6 protein-coding genes are annotated in these 6,000 nt (G+C 66.2%); 1 reads left to right on the top strand and 5 read right to left on the bottom strand.

From position 1 onward, the window contains the following. Positions 1 to 61: 61 nt before the first annotated feature. The 5 genes from IPG61_19985 to IPG61_19965 form a co-directional block, all read right to left on the bottom strand. The gene (locus IPG61_19985; protein MBK6736299.1) at positions 62 to 1,423 is read right to left on the bottom strand and encodes a hypothetical protein; all 1,362 of its coding nucleotides are present in this window, start codon (positions 1,421 to 1,423) and stop codon (positions 62 to 64) included. A 29-nt stretch (positions 1,424 to 1,452) separates the two neighbouring features. After that, positions 1,453 to 1,944 (bottom strand): SLBB domain-containing protein, encoded by a 492-nt coding sequence (locus tag IPG61_19980; GenBank protein MBK6736298.1) that lies wholly within the window; start codon positions 1,942 to 1,944, stop codon positions 1,453 to 1,455. A 35-nt stretch (positions 1,945 to 1,979) separates the two neighbouring features. Beyond that, positions 1,980 to 2,240, bottom strand: coding sequence for a hypothetical protein (locus tag IPG61_19975; GenBank protein ID MBK6736297.1), 261 nt, complete (start codon positions 2,238 to 2,240; stop codon positions 1,980 to 1,982). Positions 2,241 to 2,252: 12 nt separating this feature from the next. After that, positions 2,253 to 2,969, bottom strand: coding sequence for an AAA family ATPase (locus tag IPG61_19970; GenBank protein MBK6736296.1), 717 nt, complete (start codon positions 2,967 to 2,969; stop codon positions 2,253 to 2,255). A 363-nt stretch (positions 2,970 to 3,332) separates the two neighbouring features. Beyond that, positions 3,333 to 4,421, bottom strand: a complete 1,089-nt coding sequence (locus IPG61_19965; protein MBK6736295.1) for a DegT/DnrJ/EryC1/StrS family aminotransferase — start codon at positions 4,419 to 4,421, stop codon at positions 3,333 to 3,335. Positions 4,422 to 4,677: 256 nt separating this feature from the next. Between IPG61_19965 and IPG61_19960 the strand changes: the two genes are divergently transcribed. Next, on the top strand, positions 4,678 to 5,715 hold the full coding sequence (locus tag IPG61_19960; protein MBK6736294.1) for a hypothetical protein: 1,038 nt from the start codon (positions 4,678 to 4,680) through the stop codon (positions 5,713 to 5,715). The last annotated feature ends 285 nt before the right edge of the window (positions 5,716 to 6,000 follow it).

Below are 6,000 nucleotides of genomic sequence, written 5' to 3'. Positions count from 1 at the left end.
GGACCTCACCGACACCCAGTTGAGAAAACAGAAGCGTGGTAGTTTTCGAGCCGCAGTCTGGTCAGTCGGTCTTTGTTACACTGGCAAAGACCGGCAGCTTCAGCTTCTCTTCAACTCGCGCGGAATGTAGACCCGGTGGTCGACGGATTCCGCGATGAAGGCCCCCGACAATGCCCAGCGCCAGCGCCAGCACGACCATCATGATCATGTAGATGGCCGTCTTGCCGCCGCCGAGGCCATGACCAGTTCCGGCTCCGTCAGGACAGATGATGTTGCTGACGCGGTCGTCAGCCATCTCGTTCATGCGGACTTCGCCCCACTTGCCCTGCAGGTCGCCCATCAGGTCGCGCAGCGACTTGATCTCGCTGTCCAGCATCGACACCTGCTGGTACACGTCCGGCAGCCGCTTGTTGTTGCTCTTGATCTCGTTAAGCTGCGCCTGGATCGTCTGCTCGCGCTGCATCGTGGACTGGAGCGCCAGCCGAATGCTCTCGGTGTAGGCCACTTCCTCGGCCCGCAGGCGCTCCAGCGACCTGTCCAGCAACGCCTTCTGGCGCCGGGCCGGCACGCTGTCGTCCGTGTAGACCGACAGGATGGAGTTCAGGGCGTCTTCCTGCTTGCCCACCAGATCGCGCCAGCCGACCAGGGTCGAAGCCCGGCTCTCGTCCTGCCCTGCCGGGAACTCGCGCGGGTCCCGCTCCAGGAAGCCCTTCAGGTGATTGTACTCGGACTCGAGTTGCGCCCGGTCCACCTGGACCTTCCGCAACTGGTTCTCCAGTTCGGCGGCGTCACCGGTCGAATAGCGCAGCTCGTCCTCGAGCGACGAGAAGCCCGCCTGGCCCAGAATCGCCCCGCGGACAGCCAGGAGCGAGTCGATATCGGCCCGGACCACATTAAGCTGTTCCTCGTAGTAGGCCACCGCGCCCACCTTGCGGCGGCCGAAATTCTCGTAGCGGATGAAGGCCGTGCGCAGGGCGCCGGCGGCCATCAGAGCAATGCGGGGGTTCGGGTCGGTGTGGCGGAACTCGAGGATGTTCGATTCACCGACGATGTTCACATCGAGCCCGCCCAGCAGCAGGTCGCGCAGGTCGGTCACGCTCTGGATCTCGACCAGGTTGGGATCCATGGCCCGGATGGCGGGCAGCGAATCGACGAGCGCCTCCGCCGCGTCCTCGGCCACGGACACGCTCATGGCAATATTGGTCAGCGTACTGAGCTCCCGGTCGTAATCGATGTTGCGGCCCGTGATGTTCCACTGCGGGCGGTCGACATTGAGGAATTCCACCACCACACGCGTGGCGGCCGTGCTCGTTTTGGTGCGACCCGTCAAGCTCACGCCGCCCAGGATGATGATGGGCAGGGCGATGGCGAGCATGACCCAGCGGCGCCGGAACAGGACGAAGACGACGTCACGCGGACTCACCGCGACTTGATGCGTCGTGCCCGGAAGATTCAGACCGGGTTCCTGACCAAGCATGGCCCTAGTACCTTCCCAGCGCGCCGTCGCTGATGAACTTGAGGTCGTAGGCAACCCGCGTCGCGTAGCCGATGCTGCCAGGATCGTCTTGGCGAAATAGGCCAGGTCGCCCGCCCGGGACCGCGGCACATAGACCATGTCGTACGACTCGGTTGGAGCGCTGCAATGCCGCCGAACTGCGCCGAACCGAACGTATCGAGGTCCACTTCCTGGATCTGGTAGCCCTCGGGAGTCACCCGCACGATGAGCGTGCCGTCGCGTGCCGCATCGTCCGTGAAGCCCGCCGCCATCGTGACGGCGCCGATCACGTCGGTCCCGCCGGAGGGCAGCCGGTACAGCCCGGGGTTGCGCACTTGCCCCAGCACGTAGACCCGCCGCCCCTGCGTCTCCTGCATGATGATCGACAGGTCGGGGTCGCGGTATTCCTGGGAATACGCCAGCGTCACCAGCGAATCGGCTTCGCTCACGGTCCTGCCGGCCAGGACGATCCGGTCCACGCCGATCAGGTTGACGGCGCCGTCCGCCAGGACGATGACCCGTCCTGGTTCAGTTCCTTCTGGTAGGCAAAGCGCACCTGCAGCAGGTCGCCTTCCTGGATGCGGTAGGCGTTGTGGACACGGTTCTCCATCTCCACGCGCTGTTCCGGCGTGAAGCCGATGAATTCGTTCCGCATCACGAAGGACGGCCCGCCGCCGCAGCCGGACATGGCGACGGCGGCGAGGGCGAGCACCAGGAAAGTCGAAGCTTGCAGCGGTTTCGTCATGACCCCCGTGCCTTACAGTCTGTCGTAGATCAGCTTGGGCAGATCGTACGACCGCTTGTTGATGACGGCGCCCAAAATGTTCACGCCCTTGGCCCGCAGCGCCTCCATGCCGTGGCTGATGATCTCGCGCTTCAGGAAGCGCTGCTCGATCACCAGCGTCAACCCGTCGGTAGCCGCCGCCATCAGGGCCGTGTCGGTGGTGCTCAGCACGGGCGGCAGGTCCACCAGGACGAAGTCGAAGCGGTCGCTCAGGGCGTGCAGCAGGTCGTGGCACTTCTGGTCGGCGAACAGGCCGCGCACCGTGGTCAGGTTCAGGCCGCCGGGGATAAGCGTCGGGTTGCCGGCCGGGCGCAGGTCTGTCAGGCGTTCCGGATTCTGCAGCAGCGTGGCCAGGGTCGGCCCGTCGGCGTGCATCAACTGCTTCTGCGGCGTCTGGAAGTTGGCGTCGAGCCAGCACACCTTCTGATGGTAGACCGTGGCCAGCATCAGCGCGGTGTTGTAGGAGACGAAGCTGGCGCCCTCGCCGGAGGCCGTCGAGGCAAAGGCCAGGACAGCGCCGCGCGCGCCGCGCTTCAGGTTGAGCAGGCGGTTGGCCAACTGGCTGAACTCGGCCTGCTGGGCCGCATCCGGCATGTTGTACAGCGCCACGGTCCCAACCCGCCCCAACTCGATCGTCAGGTCCGGATCGTCCCCCACGCGCTTGCGGTACGCTTCGTAGATCTTCGACATGCCACCTGCTCCGGCTAGTTGCCGCGGTCCAGGAACCCGCGAAATACACGGACCCCTCCGGCTGCGCCGATCGTGAACAAACGGACCCACGGGTCCCCGCTCACGTGTGTGATATCGCGCGCAACCTCTGCTACTTTAACAATTTTGCCGGAATAGACCCCCGCTAAGGACACTGGCAGGCGAGCACCATGAAGGTAGGCAATTTCCGCCGCCTGTCAATCTGACGGGCGCGGCTCCCCCCTCGGCGCGCAGTTGTCATCCGGTGTGGTCACCACCCGGCCGCGCCGTCCCCTGGAAGCGGCGCGGGAACCGCCTGAAGGACGATTCCCGCGCTTCCCATGCAAGATTCTAGCTAATCAGGGCCTATTTAGCCACCTTTTTCACTTCCTGAATCACGAAATCCACCTGCTCATCCGTCAAATCCGCGTGCATGGGCAGGCTGACGATCTTGTCGGCGATCCCGCACGACACCGGGAACTGCTCGGCCCCGTAGCCCAGGTGGGCATAGGCCGGGGTCACCGGCAGCGCCACCGGGTAGTGGATGCCGCAGCCGATGCCCTGCTCGCCCAGGTGCTTCATCACGTCGTCGCGGTTGTTCACCTGGATCACGTAGAGGTGGAACACGTGGCGCACGCCGGCGGCCGTCTGCGGCACCACGCACACGTCCTTCAGGCCGGCGTTGTAGCGCGCCGCCACGGCGATGCGCCGGTCGGACCACTTCTCCAGGTGCTTCAGCTTGACCGACAGCACCGCGCCCTGCATGCCGTCGAGGCGGCTGTTGATGCCCTCGAAGTCGTGCCGGTACTTCACGCTGCTGCCGTGGTCGCCCAGCTTGCGGACGGCCGCGGCCAGCTCGTCGTTGTTCGTCGCCACCGCGCCGGCGTCGCCGTAGGCGCCCAGGTTCTTGCCGGGGTAGAAGCTGAAGCACGCCACGTCACCGAACGTGCCGGCCTTCTTGCCCTTGTAGGTGGCCGCGTGCGACTGCGCGCAGTCCTCGATCAACAGCAGCCCGTGATCCTTGGCGATCTTCACGATCGGGTCCATGTCGGCCGGCTGGCCGTACAGGTGCACCGCGACGATCGCGCGCGTGCGCGGCGTGATGGCCGCCTCGATCTTCGTCGGGTCGAGGTTGTAATAGACCGGGTCGCAGTCGACGAACACCGGGGTGGCGCCGGCCCAGCCGATTCCTTCGGCGGTGGCGATGAACGTGTTCGCCGGGCAGATGACCTCGTCGCCGGGCCCGATGCCCAGGCAATGCACGGCCATGCACAGCGCATCGGTGCCGTTGCCGACGCCGACCACGTTCTTGAGGTCCAGGTAGGTCGCGAAGTCCTTCTCGAACGACCGGGAGTTGACGAAGGCGCAGCTTTCAAGAATTCCCGCGATCGCCGCATCCATCTCCGGCTTGATCGACAGGTACTGGGCCCTCAGATCGACGAAGTTGACTTTCATGTCCCGGCTCCTTGTGCAGGCTGAAACGACCGCGCGACCGGACGAGCCGACCCACGCGGCTGGGCGTCCGTCCAAACTAGTTTCGCCGGGTGTCATCGTCAAAAACCGTGTGCGGGTTAACCTCTTTTCAACACAGGGGATCCGGAATCGTCCCCATCGTGTTTCCGGGGGCGCTTGGCCGTCGCCGCCGGGCCCCTCCCGTGCTACAATGGCGAACGGACCGTCACCCCCGATCGGAAAGTCGCAGCCTGCCAACATGATCCGGACCCTGCACCTGTCCGTGCGCCGTGCGTGGGCGCCTTTCGCGGCCGCCGCGCTCCTGATCGCCCTGGCTTCACAGGCCACCTTGGCCGCCGGCGCCCCCCAGATCCTCTACCTGGGCGGCGGCGACAAGCCCGCCGGCCCGGCCGCCCCCCGCGCCCTGACACTCTTCGACTGCGCCGGCCTGGACACGCTCACGCTGGCCCCCGCGCTGTGGGACACCGCCATCACCGGCGACACCACCGGCGCGCCCGCGCTGCTCGCCGGCTACGGCTGCCGCACCTGGCCCGAGCAGGGCCCCGAGCACATCTACCGCCTCGAGGTGACCGCCGACCTGCAGCTGTGGGCCGGCCTGTCGGGCCTGGGCACGCAGGATCTCGACCTGTTCCTGCTCGACGGCTGCGACACCGACCAGTGCCTGGCCGGCGCCAACACCGAGCTGCAGGCCGTGCTGCCGGCCGGCACCTACTGGCTGGTGGTCGACGGCTACGGCACCAGCACGCCCGCGGCCGGGCCCTACACGCTCTCGCTGCAGACGCGCTGGCCCGGCGTGCCGCCGCAGATCTGCGAAGTGGGCGGCGCCACCAACGTGACCTGCGCCGGCGCGCTCATCACCCTGCCCGGCGACCTGGCGGCCGCCCCCAACCTGCTGCAGGCCTACGCCTGCAGCCCGTCGCTCCTCGTGGGCGGCGAGTCGTGGTACGCCATCGAACTGCCGGCCACCCACCAGGTGACCGTGCAGGCCACCCCCGACGCCGCAGCCCCCGCACTCGACGTGGCCCTGTGGCTGTTCAACGGCTGCGGCGCCGCCGCCACCTGCCTCGACTACGCCGACGAGAAGGCCGGCGGCCAGGTTGAAGCCCTCACGTTCGACAACACGGGCGAGACGCCGGTCACGATCTACCTGGCCGTCGACGCGCACCGCGTGCCGGGCGAGAACGAGAGCGGTGTGTTCCTGCTGGAACTGCTGTGCCAGAGCAATGTGGCGACGGAGAAGTCGTCGTTGGGGTCGGTGCGGGCGTTGTTCAGGTAGGACGCTCGACAGGTGAGGCCGTTCAGCTTGTCGCCCGACTTGCGCCGGCGCAAGTTCCAGCGGCGCTCCCTTTCGCATATATCAAAAAATCATAAATATTACCCATCCCTGTGTGATTTCTGCTATAGTGGATGACTCCTACCGGATATGGCCTGCGCACCATGTGTCGGCCGCACCACGAGTTCAATTTGACCCGCGCACACCATTTGACCGGAGGCCGGCATGTCGAAACCTGGAGTGTCTCGTACCGTCGTGACGGCGTGGCTGGGGCTCGCCCTGTTGGTT

The organism is bacterium (assembly GCA_016703265.1).
Classification (GTDB): Bacteria; Krumholzibacteriota; Krumholzibacteriia; order LZORAL124-64-63; family LZORAL124-64-63; genus CAINDZ01.
The sequence above is the reverse complement of the archived record's forward strand: the minus strand, read 5'-3'. Positions and strand labels throughout refer to the sequence as shown.